The organism is Candidatus Contubernalis alkalaceticus, from assembly GCF_022558445.1.
Classification (GTDB): Bacteria; Bacillota; Dethiobacteria; order SKNC01; family SKNC01; genus Contubernalis; species Contubernalis alkaliaceticus.
Genome location: NZ_CP054699.1, coordinates 726,870 through 745,795 on the forward strand (window position 1 = coordinate 726,870; position 18,926 = coordinate 745,795).

At 39.9% G+C, this 18,926-nt stretch carries 23 protein-coding genes and 2 pseudogenes; 16 read left to right on the forward strand and 9 right to left on the reverse strand.

Going from position 1 to position 18,926, the window contains the following annotated elements; genetic code table 11:
* The first annotated feature begins 44 nt into the window (after positions 1 to 44).
* The 4 genes from HUE98_RS03475 (at position 45) to HUE98_RS03490 (ending at position 3,393) form a co-directional block, all read left to right on the forward strand.
* Positions 45 to 557, forward strand: a complete 513-nt coding sequence (locus HUE98_RS03475; protein WP_241422493.1) for a hypothetical protein — start codon at positions 45 to 47, stop codon at positions 555 to 557.
* Between the two features lie 275 nt (positions 558 to 832).
* Entirely contained in the window at positions 833 to 1,324 is a 492-nt protein-coding gene (locus HUE98_RS03480) for an RNA polymerase sigma factor (protein ID WP_241422494.1), read from the forward strand.
* Positions 1,321 to 2,454: a hypothetical protein gene (locus tag HUE98_RS03485; RefSeq protein ID WP_241422495.1), complete on the forward strand. Its 1,134-nt coding sequence runs from the start codon at positions 1,321 to 1,323 to the stop codon at positions 2,452 to 2,454. The genes HUE98_RS03480 and HUE98_RS03485 overlap by 4 nt, the downstream gene beginning before the upstream one ends.
* Positions 2,455 to 2,685: 231 nt before the next feature.
* Positions 2,686 to 3,393: a permease prefix domain 1-containing protein gene (locus HUE98_RS03490; protein ID WP_241422496.1), complete on the forward strand. Its 708-nt coding sequence runs from the start codon at positions 2,686 to 2,688 to the stop codon at positions 3,391 to 3,393.
* A gap of 238 nt (positions 3,394 to 3,631) precedes the next feature.
* On the opposite strand, the gene HUE98_RS03495 is transcribed toward HUE98_RS03490, so the two are convergent.
* The 4 genes and pseudogenes from HUE98_RS03495 to HUE98_RS17930 form a co-directional block, all read right to left on the reverse strand.
* On the reverse strand, positions 3,632 to 3,931 hold the full coding sequence (locus HUE98_RS03495; RefSeq protein WP_241422497.1) for a hypothetical protein: 300 nt from the start codon (positions 3,929 to 3,931) through the stop codon (positions 3,632 to 3,634).
* A gap of 69 nt (positions 3,932 to 4,000) precedes the next feature.
* Positions 4,001 to 5,095, reverse strand: a complete 1,095-nt coding sequence (locus tag HUE98_RS03500) for a plasmid pRiA4b ORF-3 family protein (protein ID WP_241422498.1) — start codon at positions 5,093 to 5,095, stop codon at positions 4,001 to 4,003.
* A 13-nt stretch (positions 5,096 to 5,108) separates the two neighbouring features.
* Positions 5,109 to 5,501, reverse strand: a complete 393-nt coding sequence (locus HUE98_RS03505) for a hypothetical protein (RefSeq protein ID WP_241422499.1) — start codon at positions 5,499 to 5,501, stop codon at positions 5,109 to 5,111.
* A 652-nt stretch (positions 5,502 to 6,153) separates the two neighbouring features.
* Positions 6,154 to 6,303 (reverse strand): annotated as a pseudogene (locus HUE98_RS17930) (hypothetical protein); the annotation flags it as partial.
* A 402-nt stretch (positions 6,304 to 6,705) separates the two neighbouring features.
* Here HUE98_RS17930 and HUE98_RS03510 point away from each other — a divergent pair.
* The 5 genes and pseudogenes from HUE98_RS03510 to HUE98_RS03530 form a co-directional block, all read left to right on the forward strand.
* Positions 6,706 to 6,858: a hypothetical protein gene (locus HUE98_RS03510; protein ID WP_241422500.1), complete on the forward strand. Its 153-nt coding sequence runs from the start codon at positions 6,706 to 6,708 to the stop codon at positions 6,856 to 6,858.
* Positions 6,842 to 7,021, forward strand: a complete 180-nt coding sequence (locus HUE98_RS03515) for a M78 family metallopeptidase domain-containing protein (RefSeq protein WP_241422501.1) — start codon at positions 6,842 to 6,844, stop codon at positions 7,019 to 7,021. Before HUE98_RS03510 ends, HUE98_RS03515 begins: the two co-directional genes overlap by 17 nt.
* A 1,241-nt stretch (positions 7,022 to 8,262) precedes the next feature.
* A complete protein-coding gene (locus HUE98_RS03520; RefSeq protein WP_241422502.1) occupies positions 8,263 to 9,111 on the forward strand; it encodes an EFR1 family ferrodoxin in 849 nt (282 codons plus the stop codon).
* A gap of 41 nt (positions 9,112 to 9,152) precedes the next feature.
* Positions 9,153 to 10,022, forward strand: a complete 870-nt coding sequence (locus HUE98_RS03525; protein ID WP_241422503.1) for an EFR1 family ferrodoxin — start codon at positions 9,153 to 9,155, stop codon at positions 10,020 to 10,022.
* A 38-nt stretch (positions 10,023 to 10,060) separates the two neighbouring features.
* Positions 10,061 to 10,315, forward strand: a pseudogene (locus tag HUE98_RS03530) (UDP-N-acetylglucosamine 2-epimerase); the annotation flags it as partial.
* 275 nt (positions 10,316 to 10,590) lie between these two features.
* On the opposite strand, the gene HUE98_RS03535 reads toward HUE98_RS03530, so the two are convergent.
* Positions 10,591 to 10,968, reverse strand: coding sequence for a hypothetical protein (locus HUE98_RS03535; protein ID WP_241422504.1), 378 nt, complete (start codon positions 10,966 to 10,968; stop codon positions 10,591 to 10,593).
* Positions 10,955 to 11,095 carry a hypothetical protein gene (locus tag HUE98_RS03540; RefSeq protein ID WP_241422505.1) on the reverse strand — a complete coding sequence of 47 codons (141 nt, stop codon included), beginning with the start codon at positions 11,093 to 11,095 and terminating at the stop codon, positions 10,955 to 10,957. The genes HUE98_RS03535 and HUE98_RS03540 overlap by 14 nt, the downstream gene beginning before the upstream one ends.
* A 135-nt stretch (positions 11,096 to 11,230) precedes the next feature.
* On the opposite strand from HUE98_RS03540, the gene HUE98_RS03545 reads away from it, so the two are divergent.
* From HUE98_RS03545 to HUE98_RS03575, 7 genes are all read left to right on the forward strand, one after another.
* Positions 11,231 to 11,470 carry a DUF1778 domain-containing protein gene (locus HUE98_RS03545; protein ID WP_241422506.1) on the forward strand — a complete coding sequence of 80 codons (240 nt, stop codon included), beginning with the start codon at positions 11,231 to 11,233 and terminating at the stop codon, positions 11,468 to 11,470.
* Complete coding sequence (locus HUE98_RS03550; RefSeq protein WP_241422507.1) at positions 11,463 to 11,882, forward strand: type II toxin-antitoxin system VapC family toxin; 420 nt, start codon at positions 11,463 to 11,465, stop codon at positions 11,880 to 11,882. The genes HUE98_RS03545 and HUE98_RS03550 overlap by 8 nt, the downstream gene beginning before the upstream one ends.
* 73 nt (positions 11,883 to 11,955) lie before the next feature.
* Positions 11,956 to 12,762, forward strand: coding sequence for an ADP-ribosylglycohydrolase family protein (locus HUE98_RS03555; protein WP_241422508.1), 807 nt, complete (start codon positions 11,956 to 11,958; stop codon positions 12,760 to 12,762).
* Positions 12,763 to 12,947: 185 nt separating this feature from the next.
* Positions 12,948 to 13,208 carry a GyrI-like domain-containing protein gene (locus HUE98_RS03560; RefSeq protein WP_241422509.1) on the forward strand — a complete coding sequence of 87 codons (261 nt, stop codon included), beginning with the start codon at positions 12,948 to 12,950 and terminating at the stop codon, positions 13,206 to 13,208.
* Between the two features lie 181 nt (positions 13,209 to 13,389).
* A complete protein-coding gene (locus HUE98_RS03565; RefSeq protein WP_241422510.1) occupies positions 13,390 to 14,274 on the forward strand; it encodes an SPL family radical SAM protein in 885 nt (294 codons plus the stop codon).
* Between the two features lie 69 nt (positions 14,275 to 14,343).
* Positions 14,344 to 14,877: a DUF3788 family protein gene (locus tag HUE98_RS03570; protein WP_241422511.1), complete on the forward strand. Its 534-nt coding sequence runs from the start codon at positions 14,344 to 14,346 to the stop codon at positions 14,875 to 14,877.
* Between the two features lie 146 nt (positions 14,878 to 15,023).
* Positions 15,024 to 16,199: a phosphoribosylaminoimidazolecarboxamide formyltransferase gene (locus HUE98_RS03575; protein WP_241422512.1), complete on the forward strand. Its 1,176-nt coding sequence runs from the start codon at positions 15,024 to 15,026 to the stop codon at positions 16,197 to 16,199.
* Positions 16,200 to 16,426: 227 nt separating this feature from the next.
* Here the strand turns inward: HUE98_RS03575 and HUE98_RS03580 are convergent, their stop codons facing one another.
* From HUE98_RS03580 to HUE98_RS03590, 3 genes are all read right to left on the reverse strand, one after another.
* Positions 16,427 to 16,999 (reverse strand): DUF3795 domain-containing protein, encoded by a 573-nt coding sequence (locus HUE98_RS03580; RefSeq protein WP_241422513.1) that lies wholly within the window; start codon positions 16,997 to 16,999, stop codon positions 16,427 to 16,429.
* A gap of 410 nt (positions 17,000 to 17,409) precedes the next feature.
* Positions 17,410 to 18,330: a cation transporter gene (locus tag HUE98_RS03585; protein ID WP_241422514.1), complete on the reverse strand. Its 921-nt coding sequence runs from the start codon at positions 18,328 to 18,330 to the stop codon at positions 17,410 to 17,412.
* A gap of 128 nt (positions 18,331 to 18,458) precedes the next feature.
* Positions 18,459 to 18,623, reverse strand: a complete 165-nt coding sequence (locus tag HUE98_RS03590; RefSeq protein WP_241422515.1) for a hypothetical protein — start codon at positions 18,621 to 18,623, stop codon at positions 18,459 to 18,461.
* Positions 18,624 to 18,926 lie beyond the last annotated feature (303 nt).

The following is an 18,926-nucleotide window of genomic DNA, read 5'->3' on the forward strand; positions in this document are numbered from 1 at the left end:
ACAATAATGTAAGGATCATTTATATCAAGAAAGAGGTTATTGCAATGTTAAAAAACCTTGCTAACTATATAAGAGAAGAAAGACTGAAAAAAGGGTTAAATTATCTCACATTGGCTCATTTAATGGGCTATAAAAACGTCAACCGGGGAATGAGAAGGATTATAGAACTTGAACGGGAAGGAATTGTTCATCCTGAGGTTTTGAAAAAGATGATACACGCCCTAAATCTTGACCAAGAGATGATTGATAAACTTATCCGGCAGGATAAAGAACAGCGGGAGAGAGAATTTCAAAAATGGGTCAACACACCAATTAAGATGCATTTAACAATAAGATGGATGGCGTCAGTATACGGCCATTGTAACATTCCCGCAGAGATACAATCTGAAGAGGAAGCTATTAAATATGCTTGTGAAAAAGCGAAAGAACTTAAATGTATGCTTTGGCTGGTTTTATCTAGAAAAGAAAATATACACATAGATAATGAGGGTAAGGTAATTTCCCAAAATGTCGTTACTAAGGATAGGTCATTTTTGCCATTTACAAAGATTTTATAACACATGGTCTGTTCAATTCGGGAAGTAAGTAGTGAACATTTACAATTACAATATATTTAATACTCTTGTGCTTATTCCGGCTAAAGGGGACACCAGTTCCAGCAGAATTGGACAAACCGTTTTGGAAAGATAAGTACAAGGGGTTCGATAGCCCTTTATTATGAGATTCTAGAAAATGACGAAAACAGGGGCCGAATTTTCGGGCAATTAAATTTTCATTATCTATTCAACATTTTGCTGCGTTCAATCGTATATAAAGCAAAGGGTGGAGTGAAGTGCAGAGTTCTTTATTGCGTACGAATGAAGAACTGTCACAGATATATAATCGCCATGTAAAAACTGTGTATCGCGTTTGTGCCGTGTATATGAAAAACCGGCACGATACCGAGGATATGGTGCAAAACACCTTTATTAGGCTTATGAAAGATAAAACACATTTTGAAAGCGAAGAACACGAAAAAGCATGGTTAATTAGGACTGCCACTAATCTTTGCAAAGATTTTTTTAAAAACTGGTGGAGGAAAATCGTAAACATAGATACCATGGCAGAAGTGGCAGCAGACGAGCCTTTTGCTGATGATGATACTTTAAAAAAAGTGATGGAACTTCCCCCCAAATACAAGACAATAGTTTACTTGTATTATTACGAGGGTTACCGCACAAAAGAAATAGCTAAGATGCTAAATATAAATGAATCTACAATTAGAAGTCAATTGGCAACCGGAAGAAAAATATTAAAAATCGACCTGGAGAGTGATTTAAAATGAAGAAAGAAGAAATAATAGAATCACTTGATAAGATACAGCCAACTGATGAGGCAAAACAAAGAATGTTAAACAATGTTTTACATCTTTTAGAAGATAGAAAGAGGGATAATAATATGAAGTTTATTAATAAAAGGTCGGTTGTCCCGGCCTTAGCATTAGTGTTTGTTGTGGTTGGGGCTCTGCTGATCAATGGCTTGCTGTTTAATAACGAAAATAACAATTATGCTGCTGACAACAGAATAAATGAATCTGATCAACTCTTAATCCATGAGATTAAAGATCAATTTCAAATTGACAATAAACATTATATCATTTTATCGGAGGCACAAAAATCAGAATTTTCATTACCGGAAATAATCGATGAACAGGATATTGGCAGCATGATTACAACCATTACAACAAGTGTAGATGAAAGCCTGATTGGATTGGATGTTTATGAATATTTCCCTGCCAAAGGGGAAGCAGTGGTTGCAGTAAAAAAAGACAATGAATACGTCCTTTTCAAGTTCTTCGTTTTTGAGAGCTATATTCACAATCAAGACGAGGATGTCAGAGCTTATCTTGAACTATATGGAATGAACAGTTCAGAAGATATCGCAAAAATTTTGTTTATACGGTACAGCGAGCAGAGCAAAATTGAACGGAGATTGGATATAATAAATGAAATTACCGCCGGCGATGAAATTGAGGAGTTTTATCGGCACTATTCTGTAATGAAAAATGCAAGCGACAAGTATTTTGATAGGTTGTTTAATTATAATGACAAAAATAACGAAGTCCAAGCCCCAGTCTCGGATAAAATTGAAGTGCCGCCCGACTATCTAGAAGATACATTACCGGAGAATCAAGCTGATGAAGGCACAGTTCATTATGCTGAGGACACACCGGCAGAAATTAAATCAAGCGACAAAAGTTCAACCTCAGACCAAGAAACAATCTCCGGCAGCACAAGTATTGATGGTTCAATGGGCTCTGCCGCCGGGGCATTAAGCGATTCCGTCACAATCAGAATCTATAATCATAATGGTTTATATCATGAAGCAGAATATTTTCCAAACATTAACTTCATATCAAGACATGAAGTTAATGATGCTTTTGCCGACTTTTTAAATAAATTGGTGGGGAACTGACCCCATATAGGAGATTCTGGAAATTCCCGAAGTTCAAGGGTCGGAATCTCCGGGCATAAGCCCGGCAGACAGAAAAGAAATGTAATACAGGACATAAACCTTAAACCATAACTTATCTACAGGGAGCAGAGGTGCCAGCAGAAAATATTATGAATAACAGTTAAAAGGATATGGGAAAGGTGTATATTTAGAAGATAATTAAGTGGAAAGGTAGGGAGAAGAAACTCAATTATGTTAGATAAATCACTTGTTTGGTATGCCAGTTATGGTTCGAACTTATGCCGGGACCGTTTTTTATGTTATATACAGGGTGGAACCCCTCAAGGGTCGAATGCTTACGAATGTGGGTGCCGGGACAGAACCCTGCCTGCAGAAGATAAGCACCTTTTCATAGAGCATCCCCTGTACTTTGCGGGATATTCTCGCAGGTGGGGAGGCGGTGTTGCCTTCATTGGCAGTCGGGAAGACAAACATGTCAACCCCAAAAGCTCAACCCTGGTAAGAATGTACCTTATAAAACAGGAACAGTTTGGTGACGTGGTAGCCCAGGAGAACAGTGTTAGTTTCCCTGTTATAATTCCCTGGGAACAGGTAGTGGAAGAGGGAAAAAAGGACTTAATAGATTCATTATACGGCAGAGTTGTTCACTTGGGGGAAAGGGAAGGGTTCCCTATATTTACCTTTACTACTGCAAGGAAATTTGAAGGATATACAGCTCCCTCGGAAAGCTATTTAAAAATGCTGATAAAATTTCCTTTTGACAGAGATGATATTAAATCTGAGCTTGAAAGTCACATATTGGATAAAATAGAATTTTATACTGATCAGGGATATGATGAAGCCCAGGCGGAAGAGTTATCTGTAAGGGATATGGGTGATGCTGTGGTAATTGGTGCTGAACTTAATAAACAGCACAACCCTATAATTGGCTGGGTATAGCAGATAACCAGCGCACTGGTCTTTTTATCTGTAATATGCAGCATCTTTATGATAGCACTTGCATTTCCTATGGCAGGCACCTTTGTTAGTAGTAATTTTATCAATACAATTCCAAGCTCTAATATAGTTTATAAAATTGATGTGAATGAGTAGGTCAGGCTTGATGATAGAGTTATTAACTTTACTCATCTTATCTATGAGAAAAACGGAAATATGAATATCTAGATTTTCACCATCCTTACAAACGCCAAAAGTTATCATATTCCGGCTCAAGCAGTTCCTCGATTCTTTTCTTAATCTTATAACTAAAATCCTTCTCCGCCAAAAGGTTTTCAACCGGCTCACTTATAAGCTCCATGGGGAAACTCCTAAGCTCTTTTAGAATCGTTGTGTACAGCTGCCTGGTCACATTATTAGAAATCGAACGCTTTAACTCATATCCCAATGCCTTGACGGTTTCTGCATCATGAACGTGGGATAGTGCAGCAACTATTTTTACCCGGGTATGAACATCTTCAAGCTCTTCTGCCGCCGGCAACCGCCTGCGTTCACCTCTATATCCTTCGCTGTCTTATCAGCCAGCAAAATATGCAAAAACAGTCCCCCTCTATTGTCTCAGGACAATTCTTAGCCTTCTATTTACAATATCTATATCAAAATCCCTGTGCCACTGACTTCTGGCCCATGTAAGGGTGCTTTTATGTTCTTCATGCTGTGGATCAGCTATAATCTTTAAAAACTCCTCATAACCATGCACACCACCCACATCTTCAGGAGGGGCATTGCCCTCACCCATAATGCAGACAGGATAATTATTGTCATGGCCGGCAATAACCCGCTGTTCTTTTATTTCATGCTCCCAATTGTCACCGTAATCATACAGATAAACTATTTTATACTGCTCCCCGAGATAGTCTCTCAAGCTTACATCATAATCCAAAAGCGTCTCACAATCCTGGAATGATCCATCCATATCCTCATATTCGCTGACTACCTCGACAACACACTGCCCCGACTCATCAGTGATTCTGAAATTATACAGGTGAGAACTGTTCCAGTCAAAAGCAACCTGCAATATTTCATGCAGTTGGTTAAAAGTAATATCCACCGGGGTAACAATTCTTCGCCATGCCGTACTGCTGTTTAGATTAAGCTTAACCATTAAATCAACCGCCTCACAACTGATAACCGGATCACCTGCAAATTTCTCAAAATCATTAAGCAAGAGGATGTGCGGATGTTCATATTCTTTCTTTTCGCGCACTGTTATATAGTCATTATTCATCTTATCTGAAACCCTCTTCTGATAAGGAATATCCGGGTCAAACAGATCACCAAAATATCCTGCATATTCACAGGCCTTGTTAAGCCGTGCAACATAACTGCGGCCCCTGGTCTTTGTAAATACCGGATCCCCGGCAGACTGAATATATCTTTCAATGGTTTCTTCCTTAATCTTTTCATCCCGCAGACACTTTTTAATCCCTTCAGTCACCAACTCACGGAAAATCTTAAAATCCTTTGCCTTTAAACCCTGCAGCACAAAACCGAACCTGTTGCTGTCATTCACCACAACAACAGTCTTTCTTCTGTTAACGGTAATCAGATTTGCACTCCAGCAAAAAAAGTCATTGTCTTCAGACCCGTTTTCAACAGCAACTCCCAGTTCACTCTGCAGCTTTTTTGTCAGACATATTTGCATATTTCCGCCTCCGTTACAGTATCTCTAAATTTGATTCAGGTTTACTGTCTTTTTGTCGTATATAGTGTGTCGAGTACATCTCTTCTGTGCGGGGCGCCCCGTACTTGGAAAACCGCAGCCGCTGTTTCGGCCCTTTCCCCCATGACATATAAGTGGTACGGGAGGGTTTCAACCCGGCCGCTTTGGCAAAATCACGCAAAGCCGACAAGATGGTGTTCATTTTCCCCAAACCACCCACGGTCACCCGCTCCAAGTAGGGAAGCCTTCGAAACCGCCAGTCCTCCACCTGTTTGGCCTTTAGCCTATCCATTCGCACCAACAGTTCAACCGGACTTACATACCCCTTTTCATCAAGCAATTCCCCTGCACAACGATATACCCGCTCATAAATCTTCTGCTTACTCATTTCTCCTCCTGTACTAAACTCCCGTGCTTGTTCATATTATATGATTCCCTGTGTTTTTTTTCAAAGTCACCACCGCCACTGTGCATCCCACTTCAGCTCTCCACGACTGCGCAGCCTGAGCTTACAGCACCCGGGCAATTTCCTCCTTCAGGGCACGGAACTTTTTGTATTCTTCCATCAGGTTCCCGTAATTTTTAGTCCAGGCCTTTTCTTTACCCAATAACAGCCACACGTTCCGCAGTTCCCGCAGATAGCGGGCAGCCTGAACGTTATGGAAGTATGTTTTATCATAATTTTTAAAGCAACAAAGACATCATGTATTTCCTCTTCTTTCAGAGCCGCGAAACAATGTCCCGTTTTTGAGCAGTTTGTCTTTTCTCAATAAAACACGATTCCCAAAGATAAAAAAATGGGTAAATGAGGCCAATAATGAATAGTTGTCCCGGTATAATAATAATCGTAGCACTAAAAATATAACCTTATGTTCTCTAATTTACTAATTTAGCAATGAATGTTCTCTTATCAGGCACAGTATAATAGACTGCATCATTCGAATCCCAATTTATACCTGCTCTGACCGTCCTGCCGTCCTGTTTAATTCGATATACCTCATGAACCGCTCTTTGTTAACGTTGGACCCATAGGATGCATATCAGACAAGATTTTTAAGGTCCATTTGTTTTGTTATGCCTTCAAACAACGGCTGATGCTCATAATCAATTTTTACCTTACCAGCAGTAGAATGATTATAAACGTAGACATAAGAATCAAACACCCTATTGTCTTCACTATAAACCTGGACTAATTTTCTTTTATATAGATTCCCCTCCCCTTCATACCTATCAATATCAGGAAGTTTATCCATGTTTCTTTTGGCCTATGATAACTTTTTTCCATTAAAATTGTTCCTCCATGGACGTATTAAAAAAACTTGGTCATTTCGTTATTCTTCACAAAGTATTTAATTCCTGTTAAATCAGTCTTTAACAGTACATGTCATTATTTTGGTCATACTACCTTTGAAAGAATCTCCCTTTGCTTTTTTATTCCCAAAAACAAGGTCCGGCAGCAAGTTTTTAAAAAAATAAAGTCTTTTAGCCTGGCATTTGATAACCAATGTTAACGAAGGGTCAGGAATTACAGAACTATAAAGTATTAGCTCAGCTTTGGGATTGTTTGTGACAACATGGAAGGATGGAATAGTTTGGCTGAACGTCTTATTAAACATATTGAGAAAAAAGCAGAAATTTATCCAGATAAGCATGATGTGTCCTATGAACTGGTTAGAGAAACAGTAAAAGCATTGTCTGCTCAAAAGACCTTGAAAAGACAAGGACTCTATGGAAAAAGAAGCTGATATGTTTGCCTCTTATTATTTGGCTCCCTATGAGGCATTGAAAGAATGTAAGAATCAAATTGATAATGACTGTGTCTCTTCTTTTCTTTGGGTTAAAGAAGAGAACCTTTTATTAAAACTTTATCCAGGGAGAATAGTATTGCCTCATGAAGTCTTCGATTAATTATCAAATCCAAGTATGCTCCACATTAAAAGAAGAGTCACACACTTGATTACTAACGGGTATATTGCAACTCAAAGGATTCATACAGACACTAAAGAATTCAGTTTATGCCCGGTAGTTTCCGGCCCTTGCCCCTTGGCAAAATTTCCATAAACTACCTTTCAGGCCAGTCCCCCACAACTTTAAAGAACTAAAATATTTTTTTTTGTAATTATTTAATACCTTATTCCGGCTAAATGGGACACCAGTTCCAGCAGCAATTGGATAAACTGTTTTTGGAAAGATAATGACAAGGTATTTTGATATCCCTTTATTAGAGATTCTAGAAAATGACGAAAACAGGGACCGAATTATCGGACCATTAAATGACATAGTTAGACAATTTGCCACAAAGGGATTACGACAAGTTTGCAGAAGTAAGATGTAATTAGAATAATTATCCATTAATGATTCACTTGGAATAAGTGAAGAGTTCGGATGTAAAATAATTTTTATGTCAAGTTAGTATTTTATTATTGTAGAAAATTTACGAATTACGTTTTAAAACATTAAATTGGTGGGGGACTGACCCCATTTAGGAGATTCTGGAAATTGCCGAAGGCAAGAGCCAGAATCTCCGGGCAGCGAAGCGATTTAGATGCGTCGTCCTTTCAATAGCCGGTGATTATTGAGAAATATCTTGCACCATTTGTCTTGAATATTTATGCAAGTTATCCCGCTTTGTTTAAGAATTACTTTTATGCTGATTTGGGGTGCACTGGGTGTGGAATTTGTGAGCGGGTCTGTTTGACAGATCGGATAAAACTCCATAATAGGCGTCCGGAGTGGGACTCGAAGGTGCATCTGCCATGCTTGTCTTGCCTTTTGTCCTGCTGGAGCCGTCCAGGTAAGGCCAAGTATAAAGTGGGCAGGTTCAAAGACAAAAAACAATCCAAGGTTCAAACCGCCATACGCCAGTATCGAGGACATTGCTAGGCAAAAAAATGAGATAGAGTACCGTTGTTAAAAACAATGAGAAGTTGATACCCCAGGATTTAAGCTTATCTAATGTGTAGAGATGAGTCTTTAGTCTAATCGGTGATTATCTAAAGTGTCTTTTACTAAGAGATAATTTCTTCACAAAGGCTGAGGACTTTTGTCTCAGTTGGTTAAATTGCAAACGTAAAGCGCTACAGAAAATCTTTTTTAATGCTAACCAAATTATGGTTAAGGTATATATTGAAATTGGAGGATTATATTGCATGGCAAATATAGCACATGAAACTGAAAATCAACTACCTGTTACAAAAAGTATCTACTATTTCTCAGGAACAGGTAATTCATATTATGTTGCCAAAACAATTGCTGATAGTATAGGTGCGGTATTAAAACCAATAGTATCACTAAAGAAAGGAGATGTCATTGAAGCCGACATACTGTGTTTTATTTTTCCTGTTTATGATTTTAAGCCACCTAAGAAGGTTACTGAAATTGTTGAGAACCTATCAAAAATAAGCGCAAATTATACTATAGCTATAGGTACATATGGAGTAGCATTATCTTCGACATTGAATTATTTTAAAAAATCTTTAAATCAAAAAGGTGTTATTCTTTCTAGAGGCTATGGCATCAAATTACCCCATAATGCGGTTGGTTCAATAGGTTTTACTGATGAAGAAAATTACACAAGAATTTTAAGGGCAGATAAAAAGATATGTGATATAGTAGGGAACATTCAAGCAAGAACTGTCGGAGATATTGAAAAAACATCTATTTTTGAAAACATGACCATTTTAAAACAATTTCCACACATCATTAAGCTCCTGTTTATACTGCTTTTTAAAGGTCCAAAATCCTTAGAGTTTACTGTAACAGGTGACTGTATAAGCTGTTATCAATGTAAAAAGATTTGTCCGGTAAATAACATCGAATGGGTTAATGGAAAACCAGATTTTGGAAAAGATTGTACCGGTTGTTTTGCATGCCTGCAATGGTGTCCTAAGTCTGCAATTCGTATCGGTAAATATGGTTTTAAAGGAATATGTATGAAACACTACCATCATCCAAAAGTAAAAGCTGTGGATTTAATTATGGATAGTTCAAGGGAATAAGGGAGATTGGAACAAGTTTTCCCAGAAGGAGAAAATGAAAAATGGGAAATATAGATATATATTACTTCTCAGGTACAGGCAATACATTATACATAGTAAATAAGTTGAAAGAACACATTCCTGAAATCAGAATGATACCTGTAGCATCACTATTAAATGTTGATGGTTGGATATACTCAGAAAGTAAAACCATTGGATTTTGTTTCCCAAATCATGCAGGTCATCTGCCGATCCCAATGAAAATGCTTATTAAAAAACTTCATCTGGAAGGAGATGAATACCTTTTTGCTCTATGTAATAGTGCTTTCTCGAAAAGCTTTGCTCCTGAAGATATAGATAAAATTCTGAGAAAAAAGAGTTGCAGGCTTAGTGCACATTTTAATCTGATCATGCCTGACAATCATGCTATAGTGACTAAGGATTATAGAATTCCCTGTAAAGAAGAATTTAAGAGATGTGAAGATCAGGTGCAGGCAAAGCTCGATCATATCAAAGAAATAATCATCAATAGGGATACGTATAATGAGAAAGATGCTCGACCTGCTCCGTTTCCTCTATGGATAGATAAAGTATTACGCCCGCTGATATTTTACCTTGTGGAAAAGCACCCTTCTTCAGTATTGAAAGGTGCTTTTTATGCCGATTCAAAATGTAATGGCTGTACAATATGCAAGAAAGTATGTCCGGCAGATCGCATTGCTATCATAGATGGCAGGCCTGTATTCGATTGTAAAAAAACCTGTTTTGGATGTTATGCATGCTTAAACTTTTGCCCTGTTGAATCGTTACAGGGGGGATCAAAATGGTATAATGGTCGATCCTATACTACCGATAATGGAAGATATCCGCACCCCTATGCGAGTGCCAACGATATAGCAAAACAAAAAATGGCTTGGGGTAATCATAAATAGATATGTGTTCCCCTGGAGCTTTCGTTAATGCATATACAGATACGGAACTGGTATTTCCAGTTCATTTGAATCCAGTTGTTAAAAATTTAGCATATGAAATTCTCGGAAGGACTCCCCGGGTTCATTTAATTGAACCCTTAGATTATGCTCCCTTCGCAAATTTAATGGCAAGATCTTATTTAGTATTGTCTGATTCCGGTGGCATTCAAGAAGAAGCTCCGGCTCTAGGGAAACCAGTTCTTGTATTGAGAACAGAAACTGAGAGGCCGGAAGCTGTTGAGGCAGGGACAGTCAGCCGTGGAGATGGTTGCCTTTGGAGGCGAAGACAGCAAAATATAGGATCAATTCCTCCCATACCTTTTTTGTGGCAGTAGAAGAGAGGAAAGATAAGGCTACAAAAATAGATTAAAGGATGTTTTATTTTATGAGCAAAAAGAACGAGGGGTAAAGAGGTGCGGGACTGACCTTATACTCATGCACAATAATATTTCGCAGCCCGGCCATGCGCTTTATTCAATCGGTATTTACGGGAAGGCCTGGGGTGTTTGGACGGAGGATGATCCGACTACTATACCCTCTTTATGCTCTTCATATCAAAATACACATTTCTTAACCTGAAGGGAGCCGGACAGGAAGATAGCAGGCGTATTTTATCAATATCGCTTATTCTTTTAGAATAATAGTAAGGTTCATCAAAACTTAATATATCATCCCGTAACCACTCAGGCACATCTAGGTTTAACTTTTGTAACGAGTAGTCAATTAGCGCAGAAACTTTAGTTAAAAACTTAATTTCCTCTTCATTACATAAATCTAATTTTAAGTCTTCAGACAGGCTAATCAGAAATTCGCTATCCTTTGTTTTTAATAGTTCTAATAACTGATTTATACTTGTATCTTCATCCGGATAATCAAATAAGGCTTGTAAATAATTATTCCCAATCATAGCCCAGATCCTCTCCCAGGTATTTTATAAAATTGAATTGTCTTTCTCCAATTAAGGTTGCTGGAATATACTTTAATACGATTTCCATCAGTTTTTCCCGAGTAGTTACGTTTAATTTCCTGCACAATAAATTAGCATCCATAAAATCTTTTGCAGGTTCTGCTCTAGCCGCCACACGAGAAGATATGTCTTTGAGTTTATAGACTTATTTGACGTTAAAGAGTTAAAGAGTTATAATAAAAATATATTTGGAGGTGATGTAATGGCAGAAAAAATTAGTGTTTATATAGATAAGGAACTCCATCGGGCGCTTAAGGCTGAAGCAAGTTTAAGGGGTAAGTCTCTATCTCAATTTATGGTAGATGCTGCGCTTAACGCTCTACACTCACCTGGCAGACAAGAATCAGCTTCAAAAATGAACCATATCCGTGAATCAGTTAAGGGGTACGTTTCTTCAGAGGAATTAAGAAAAATGCGCAACTTGGGCAGGCAGAATGAATAGCACTGTAATTGTAGATGCGTCGGTCGCCTTGTCTTGGATATTACCAGGGGAAAAAACAAATAAAACAATACTGTTACGTGACTATGCAGTAGAGAATGGCGATGTTAAATTACTTGTCCCAACAATATTTTGGTATGAAGTGGCAAATGTCCTTTGGGTCGCTGTTAAAAGAAAAAGAATCGTTCAATCAGAGGCGATAGAAGGCCTTAGAGCGCTGCTGGACTTTAGAATTGATACAGCTGCAACAGATCCTACTGTTATTATTTCTATCTCTTTTACCCAAAATATTGCTGTCTATGACTCTGCCTACTTGAGTGTTGCTAAAATTTATAATGCAACTCTCTGGACAATTGATAAAGGCCTTGTAAAAGCAGCTAAAAACCTAAATGTTTTTGTTGAACCAGAACTATAGCTCCATTATAAGCTAGATCGGTGCTTTTCTTAAGATAGACTGAGAGCAACCATTTGATGATGGGGGTGCTGAGATGTACGGAGCAATAATCGGAGATATCGTTGGGTCCATATATGAAGGAAACAATATAAAGAGAAAAGATTTTGACCTGTTCGGAAAAGGATGCTGCTTTACAGACGACACAGTCATGACCTGCGCTGTGGCTTCAGCCCTCATGATCTGGAAAAAGTCAAGCAAAAGTATAGACCTTCATCAGATATTTGTAAATGAAATGCAAAATCTAGGTAGAAAATACCTTAACGCAGGTTACGGTAGAAACTTCCGGCAGTGGATTATGTCAGGTAATCCACTGCCATACGGAAGCTGCGGAAACGGATCTGCCATGAGGGTGTCTCCTGTTGGATGGGTGGCAGAAAGCCTGGAGGAGGCTTTGGATCTGGCAAAAAAATCTGCAGAGGTCAGTCACAATCATCCAGAGGGAATAAAGGGTGCACAATCTGTTGCCGGTGCCATCTCCCTGGCCCGGATAGGTAAAAGCAAGGAAGAAATCAAGGGATACATTGAAAAGGAGTTCTATGATTTGTCTTTTTCGTTAGATGATATCAGGGACACCTATACCTTCGATGTGTCATGTCAAGGTTCTGTGCCCCAGGCTATCGTATCATTTTTGGATTCTGAGGACTTTGAAGGCACTATTAGAAACGCTATCTCAATCGGTGGGGACAGCGATACAATCGGAGCCATCGCAGGCAGCATAGGGGATGCCTTCTATGGAGTACCGAGCTATCTCAAGAAAAAAGCTTCTGCCTACCTTCCCAGGGATTTGACAAATATAGTAGAAGAGTTTGGATTTCTAATAAACCCACTGTTATTGGCTTAATTTCAAGATAATTATATAAGCATCATAAAGATTAAGCAATAACATCATGTCCGTAATAATCATACATTACGTCCGGTTGCGTAATATGTTCAAAAAATGTTTTTGGTATTCTATAGTTTCCTCAGTTGTAATTTTCCAATCAGTTATTAGCACAAAGGGTTGTAATTCTAGTTTGAATCTTGGAGGTGGAGATAGGATTTTGTCTCTCCAAACCGGTTCCCGGTAGAGGTGCAATATTCGCAGGGGAAAACCCGGCAGGTAAGCAGGTGTCGTGTCTGCATAAAGGCCCGTATGCCCAAATGGAGCCGGTATATAACGCCATGATGCAGTGGATGGAGGAGAAGGGCCTTACCCCAACGGGTGTCGCGTATGAATTCTACTACAATTCTCCCAACGATGTACCTGAAAGTGAGCTGTTGACTAAAGTAGTATTTCCTTTAAAATAGCGTGTCAGGATTGAAAGAACTGTCTTCAACCGTTACGAAAACAGCAGAAAACTTTTTCTCATTAAAATATAGCAATCCGGCATCTCTTTATTGTAGAACTATTTCAAGGCAAACCTGACATATTATTCATGTAGGGTTTGCTGTGATATGATAAGTTTAGAATTTCAGGGGGTCAGCCAGGATGAAATACCTGCAGGTTAAAACCATGTTATCCCGGGTAAAGGATTGTAACCACTGGTTTGGTGTACAATACAACCTGAATCTTTACAGGGGCTGCAGCCACGGCTGTATTTACTGCGACTCCCGAAGTGACTGTTACCGGGTTGATAATTTTGACCAGACAGCAGTAAAAAAGAATGCCTTAAATATTCTGGAGAAAGAGCTGAGGTCTAAAAGAAAAAAGAGCATCATTGGGTTGGGCGCAATGAGCGATTCATATAATCCTTGTGAGAGCAGATTGAAGCTTACCAGGAATGCCCTGGAGCTGATGAATAAGTATAAATTTGGCGTACATATTCCCACAAAAGGGATTTTAATATCCAGGGACTGTGACATTTTATTAGAGATGTTGAAACATTCTCCGGTAAGCGCTGCTTTTACTATTACGGTAATTGATGATGTCCTGTCTTCGAAAATAGAACCTTCAGCACCGGCAGTTTCCAGACGGCTGGATACCCTTAAGTGTTTGGCCAATAAAGGATTTTATGTGGGCATATTAATGATGCCCATTCTTCCTTTTATAGGAGATACCGAGGAAAACATAGTTTCTATTATTCATGCGGCGGCCGAGAGGGGTGCATCCTTCATTTATCCCTGGTTTGGAATTACTATGCGGAGCGGACAGCGGGAGTATTTTTTAAAAAAATTGGAGGAGCTTTTTTCCGGGATGGGGGAGAAATACCAGTCGTTCTTTGGGCATGCATATCACTGTAATTCCCCCAACAGTAAATATTTATGGAAGGTATTTCGTAATGAATGTGTCCGTCTTGGCATTATATATAAAATGGCTGAGATAATAAAAGGGGCGGAAAAGAGAGTCATACACAGGCAGCTGTCTCTGTTTTAGACCCTGTTCTTCCTTTTATTAAAAGTGTCCTGCAAAACCAGGGCTTTTTGTCGTTCAAGGGATACCACGGTGAACAGTTATTTTTTTAAGGGAAATGATCAGGCTGACAATTCATGCAGTATCTTGCTGGAGGGAGTTTTAAAGGAAGGAAATATGGTGGTCAGCGAAGATACTCCCGAGCAATATTCTATTTTTCTGGGACGGGGAATACCTGGTGGACACTTAATGGATGTGGAGGAGAAATATATGACATCTCCCAAGTTGGCCTACAGTAAATGCTCCGGGAAACCGGGGTGGAACAGTAAATATAAAAAATCTGGAAAGTCCCTTTGTACCCTTTATCCAGAAAAGGACGGTTTTGTAGCGTTGATTGTCATTTTACAGGATTCTCTCCCAATGGTAGAAGCCATGTACCCTGACTTTGAAAAAGAAGTCGTTGATGTGATTACATCTGCTCAGCCATTTAATGGGACCTTTTGGCTTATGATTCCGGTAAAAAACAGCAGGGCGCTGGAGAATGTAAAGGACCTTCTTGTTTTAAAGTATAAACCCAAAAAAAAAGTGATAACTCCTTTCACCATCTATATATCAGATACTTATTGACTGTGGAGAGAACTGGTTTTATAATGTAGGTGTGCCAAGGATATCCAGAGCAGTGGGCTGTCTATCCTGAGTCTTCCCCCTGGTTGACGTTTTAAAGGAAAATTGAGGTACTGCATTAAATACTTATTTAATTAAAACTAAGGAGGATGTTAATGCAATCAGTAACGTTAAAGTATGGCTGTAACCCTAATCAGAAACCTGCAGAAGTACGGGCAGCAGACGGTGAACTACCCCTTGAGGTGCTCAGCGGCAACCCTGGTTACATCAATTTCATGGACGCCATGAACTCCTGGCAGCTGGTGAAAGAATTAAAAGCTGCTCTGGAAATGCCCGCTGCCGCTTCCTTTAAGCACGTCAGCCCTGCGGGTGCCGCCCTGGGACTGCCCCTCTCTGAGGATGAGAAAAAGGCCTACGGGGTGAAAGCTGCCTCATTATCCCCCCTGGCCTGTGCTTATATCCGGGCGCGGGGAGCCGATCGGCTGTCATCGTTCGGTGATTGGGCAGCCCTCAGCGACCCCGTGGATCAGGACACTGCAGAAGTGCTAAAGGGGGAAGTTTCCGACGGGGTTATTGCCCCCGGGTATTCCCCTGAAGCCCTGGAAATTCTCAAAAAGAAAAGGGGCGGCAAGTACAACGTCATTAAGATAGATCCTACCTACGAACCTCCCGAACTGGAGACCAGGTTAATCGGCGGCATTGAATTTATGCAAAAAAGAAATACGCACATTCCAGCTTTTGATGACCTGCAGAATATCGTGACCGCCGATAAAGAGCTGCCCATGGAAGCTCGTAGGGACATGGTGCTGGCCATGATCACCCTCAAATACACCCAATCCAACTCTGTTTGCTATGTTTCCAATGGCCAGGTTATCGGAGTGGGCGCGGGCCAGCAGTCAAGAATTCACTGCACTCGCCTGGCAGGCGATAAGGCTGATATCTGGTATCTGAAGCAGCATCCCAGGGTATTGGGCTTCCAATTCAAAGCCAAAGTGGGCAAGGCGGAGCGTGACAATGCCATGGACTTGTTTGTCAGGCAAGATACAACAGACTATGAACTGAAAACGCTGGCCGCCGTGCTGGAAGAGATTCCGCCAAGACTCAGTGAAGCCGAGCGGGAAGAATGGCTCAAGGGTTTGCAGAACGTTACCATCGGCTCCGATGCCTTTTTTCCTTTCAGAGATAATATTGACCGGGCGTACAAGAGCGGTGTCAAATACGTGGTTCAGACAGGGGGATCCCTGCGGGACGACCTTGTTATCGACGCCTGCAACGAATACGACATGGTCATGGTCACCACGGGAATGAGGCTGTTTCATCATTAATTACTGGCAAGCTCCGGCACTCTTTAATACCTTGAAACAGCTTGTTAGAGTTCGATTCATGGAACTCCAACAAGCTGTTTATATATGCTAAACTTTTTGGTGGCCATATTCTTCCTGGCATATATGTTCGTTCATAATTGGATATTTTTACTATAAACAAAGCAAAAATAACGCAGATAGATGGCTCAATGAGATCCAAAAAACAAGGCGAAAGTGTGGTAACTTTCTCAGCTGCGCCAAAATGCCTTTTTTCTCAATTTTAAGAGATATTTTTTTTCAGCAGCAACCTTGTCCAGTATTGAATGAAGCAGTTTCGATTTCTCTTTCATCTGTAATCCCTCAGACTCTTTTTTTGCCCTGTCCAATGATTCTTTTAATTCATCAATCTCCATAACTTCCGCAGCGATGCAGTAATAATTTTTTGAGCGCCCTTCATTATACTCCTGAAGCATCTCTTTTAGTAATTGTTCCCTGATTATTTGTAACTTCATAAACTCATTTGCTCCATACTTTTGAATAAAAGCGATGTTATTTTCCAGTTTCTGATAACACTTAAATGAATCATGCTTACTGCCAAGATCCCTGTGATGCCTCCACTTTTCGCAGGAATTATTTTCTGTGCAATCCCAGCAAAACTCAACCCCTTTTTTCTTGACCGCACAGGTAATAAAAGGACAGCCGGCAGCCATCCTGTCTTCGCTCTTGCAGCCCAAACACCGGCTTTTGGCCTCCGTATTGTACCTGGGGCACAGTCTGCAGGAAAGCCCGCAAATTCCAATCTCAGGATATTTGATAATCACGGCTTTCACCTCACATTTGATCTGATGTTTGCTACAAAAACACTTACAATATATTTCCACGCCTCCGTTGAATTTCCTTTTGCGCCTAACAGTTTTATCATCTAATATTAGGGTATTGTGGAAAATAACGAAGGCAGGGTCTGGATATTCGGGCAATAAATGATAAAACTAGACAATTTGCTACAAAGGGATTCCGACAATTTTGCAGAAATATGATGTAATTAGATGCTCCTTTTAGAATTACTGCCGGCCTGTTTATATAAGAAGAGTGACTCAGACCATCTTTGGCCCCGATAAAAAGAATTGTTAGGATTTCTTTCCGAACGGGAACGGGGACAGACCCCTTTTGGGCATTTATGGAAGGATTCCCTTCCATAAATGCCCGAGCGGTAATCTTCTGCTTATTATTTTCAAACCGCTTTGCCTTCAGGTATCATTTCCAACGACAGATGGGGATGATTTTTTTGCAGGATTTGGGTAATTTTATTTTTAGTGTCAATAATATCTTTCTTGAAGTAACTGGGTTCTTTGGTGGAAATATAGATCAGAATGATATATTGGCTGCCATTTTTACTTATAAATACATCTTCAATGATTAGTCCTTTAGGCATATTTGAAGAAACTACTTCTTCAAAATATTTACGTTTTTCTTGATCCTGCAAAGTCCCTCCGGCCATTTCGATTAATGAATCCCTGATAATTGTCACAGGCTCCATAATCAGCATAGAGGTAAGAAACAGGACAAATATGGAGTCTGCTAAATACGGAACAAAATCACCGCCCAGTTCGGCTCCCCCCATTGTTAAGAATAAGGCCACAACAACAACGCCCAGAGACAAAGTGCCATCAACAAAAGAAGACTTTTGCTCTGTGTTTAAAAGAATGCTCATATTACTCATGGACCGATTTTGTTGTCGGTAAAAAAAGGCAAGCCCGTAACTGAGAACCATGCAAACCACACCGTAAAAAACAATGGGCTTAAAGATAAGCATCGGAATGTTTTCTGTATGTCCTGTAAAGAACATAACGATATGGATGACGGCCGTTGCCACAGACATTAACAGAATTCCCAGGATCATCAAGCCTTTAATGAAGCTGTATAGAGATTCGTAGAAAAATTTTCCGAGTGGAAAGGTTTTCGTTTTATGCGTTTTTATTGCTGCAATTTTCAGGGCCACTAATACACCCAAAAATATTATAAAACTATAATTACCGTCTAAAAGAACCGCCTCAGAATTCGAATAATAGTACGTAATCCAGGAAACAACTGCCATAATCAAATTGGCTGCAGCCCCTAAAAGCAACGCTCGTTTTTCCTTTTGATTTTGCAAAATAATCAATCACTCCTTTGAATATAAACCGGTCACTACCCGCTAAAGGGAGCCCCGACAGACTCAGGGCCCCTTTCCAGGCATTGATCATTATTCCAAGCTTCAAGCCGGTTTTCAACGAAGCTGCACTAAGATTGCTGAATCATTTGCTCTATAAGATCATGTATATCAAAAGGTATTGACATCCCATAACCACCGGCAACCGAGTCTAAATCCCCTTCATCCAGTTCATCTGCAGAATCATTTGTAAAGATTTCTTCCAATTTCTGTGTTTCCTTCGCTGTCAGGTTCACACGTCGAAGGAATTCGCCAAAGCGATGACGGCTTCTGCAGACTCACACTGACCCAGCTGTTGTATTTGTTCTTCTGTGGCAGTTTGTAGAAAGGTTTTCAATAACATTTTTCATGCGGTAAGGCTCCGGCGTCATCAGGTGGCGGCAGGAGATCCAGTTGCCGTCCACGTCGAGTGCGGCTCCATTTCTTCCGGAACCGCATCCTCTGTGAATCCCCTGGTTATGGTTGAAGAAAAATGATTTTCCAAGTTCTGCCCTCAAGGGGGAAAAACAGGGTTCCACTATCACCGGCATGCTGTCTTC